At 45.6% G+C, this 2,273-nt stretch carries 4 protein-coding genes; all 4 read left to right on the forward strand.

Annotated elements, in window-relative coordinates:
* Positions 1-286 precede the first annotated feature (286 nt).
* The 4 genes from K419_RS0118830 to K419_RS0118840 all read left to right on the forward strand — a co-directional run bounded on the left by K419_RS0118830 (position 287) and on the right by K419_RS0118840 (position 2,238).
* Positions 287-538: a hypothetical protein gene (locus tag K419_RS0118830; protein WP_026842896.1), complete on the forward strand. Its 252-nt coding sequence runs from the start codon at positions 287-289 to the stop codon at positions 536-538.
* Between the two features lie 35 nt (positions 539-573).
* Positions 574-795, forward strand: a complete 222-nt coding sequence (locus K419_RS23350) for a hypothetical protein (protein WP_084154288.1) — start codon at positions 574-576, stop codon at positions 793-795.
* 77 nt (positions 796-872) lie between these two features.
* Positions 873-1,235 carry a hypothetical protein gene (locus K419_RS0118835; RefSeq protein WP_156912259.1) on the forward strand — a complete coding sequence of 121 codons (363 nt, stop codon included), beginning with the start codon at positions 873-875 and terminating at the stop codon, positions 1,233-1,235.
* A gap of 310 nt (positions 1,236-1,545) precedes the next feature.
* Entirely contained in the window at positions 1,546-2,238 is a 693-nt protein-coding gene (locus K419_RS0118840) for an NERD domain-containing protein (protein WP_026842898.1), read from the forward strand.
* Positions 2,239-2,273: the final 35 nt, after the last annotated feature.

Here is a 2,273-nt window from a genome sequence, read left to right on the forward strand (position 1 = left end):
CGGAACGGATTATAGCACGGCGACAACTAAAACCTAAGCACTTTCTCGGGGATTAGACAACAAATTCAGCACGTTATGTTTCCGGACGGAAACTAGTTACACAACTTACCATTGTCCCTCCGTGTCCCCAGTTGGCCCTTATGACGGTTGTGCGAAAAGTTATCGGATAATCAATGCCTGGCCCCTTGGCCCCCAACACGCCACTAGAGCGGTCTCGCTGGGGCTCGCGGCTCAGTGGCGACACGTTATACAGAAAAAATTACCTCACAATCCGGAGGCTTGAATCATGCCTGTTACAAGTTTGTGGAGTCTCTTGCTTGTTGCGGTTGCGGCGGCTTTTGCGCTTACCTTGAAGGTTGCGGAACTCAACCGCACTATTAAACGTATAGACCATGAGTCTGACTTGCTTAGGGCTGAACTTGACGCGATTAAAAAACAAAAAAATGAAGCCGAGAGTAGGCTCCTTACTTCTAATCAGCAAACAAAGAAGAAAAAAACTAGTAACAAGGTAGATTTTACTGGTGTTTATTTGCGCTGATTTTAAGTCACCTTACCCAAAAGGAGGAAATTAAAATGCAAATTTATAAAAACATCGACAATGACTCTGGCGTCCGCGGTTTTGAAATGGATCCTACCTCAATAATAGTATGGTTTGACGGAACATCAAAATCATACACTTACAGCCATCAATCAGCAGGACAATCAAACGTAGAACACATGAAAAAACTTGCAATAGCCGGAGAAGGTTTGAACGCTTTTATAAATACGCATGTAAAGTATAAGTACGTGCGCTAGTCTAATACCGTTCTTTATGTGGCAACCGACGATGTTGTAACAATGGCAAAAGGCGCGGGGGTCACAAAGGAGACACCATGAGAAACAAAATTTTCATTATTGCAATCCTTTCACTTGTATGCCCGGGGATAGTATGTGCTGAATGCTCCGATGCAGTGAGTAACGGAGATGATGCCTACACTTATGCAAGGAGAGCGTATAATGAAAGCTCATTCGATGAGGCGCAAAACTACGCACGACAAGCAAAAAATGCAGCTGATGATGCAAAATCGGCTGCTGACGATTGCAACTGTGATGAGGCAGCAGATGAATTTGACAACTCTTACACATATGCAAGACGTGCTTACAACGCCGGAGACCTTTCTGAACTCAGAGACTATGCAAGAAAAGCTATGCGTGCTGCTGAAGCAGGAAAAGAGGCATCGGAAAACTGCAGGTAATGCTACCGCAATCGCATTTACCAATATCGCCAACGCCGGGGCGACAGGCGTTTACCGCTCCTGCATAGTACAAGCGGCCTGGGGGTCACGGCCTGGGGGTCAGGTCTTGTTTCTTGCTCATTTATGACGTGATACCCCCAAGCGGCGGTTAATGTCGCCACAATTGCTATGGCTTGTCCCTTTCCGCAAATTGACCATCTGGAACCAGGACTACCGTTTGACACTCACGTCGAAAGGGACATTAGCAAGAATAAAGCCCTGCCACCCCAGGTTTCCTAACCTAAGGCTGGACTTGAATTAAAGGACTGAAATGACAATAAAGGCAGCTATAAAGGGCTGGTTTGGCGAGGCGCAAGTGACGCTTGCGAAGAAGCTATTCCTAGACTCGGAAATCTATGTTGACCTTAATAACGTGACCATCCCAGCAGCCAACGGTACCACTCAGATAGACCACATCATAGTGTCTCTTTACGGCATTTTCATTGTCGAAACCAAGAACGTGGAAGGCTGGATTTTCGGGGATGCAAAGGGTCCGTCATGGACTCAAAACCTGTTCGGTAAGAAATCAAAATTTCAGAATCCATTGCATCAGAATTATAAGCATATCAAGACGCTATCTGACTTTTTGGGAATTGACGAAGGGAAATTTCATTCCCTGGTGTTCTTTACGTCCGATTGCACTTTTAAGACGGAACTCCCGCCAAACGTCATGAATCATGGCTATATTCCATATATCAAAAGCAAGACGGATGTGCACTTTACGCCTGCTCAGGTTCAGGAGATCATTTCCTCAATAAAAACGGGGATGAAGCCAAAAACATGGTCCACCAGAAAAGAGCATGTAGCTGGCCTGAAGGAACGATTCAATAGCACAACAATATGCCCGAAGTGCAGTAAAGAGCTAAAATTGCGCACTGTAAAATCTGGGGAAAATGCAGGTAGTCAATTCTACGGTTGCTCAGGATTCCCGAAGTGTCGGTACACCAAGCCGGTAGATGATTGAAAAGTAAAATTTACAGACGCGACCCCACAGACGCC

The organism is Citrifermentans bremense R1, assembly GCF_000426865.1.
Taxonomy (GTDB): domain Bacteria; phylum Desulfobacterota; class Desulfuromonadia; order Geobacterales; family Geobacteraceae; genus Geomonas; species Geomonas bremensis.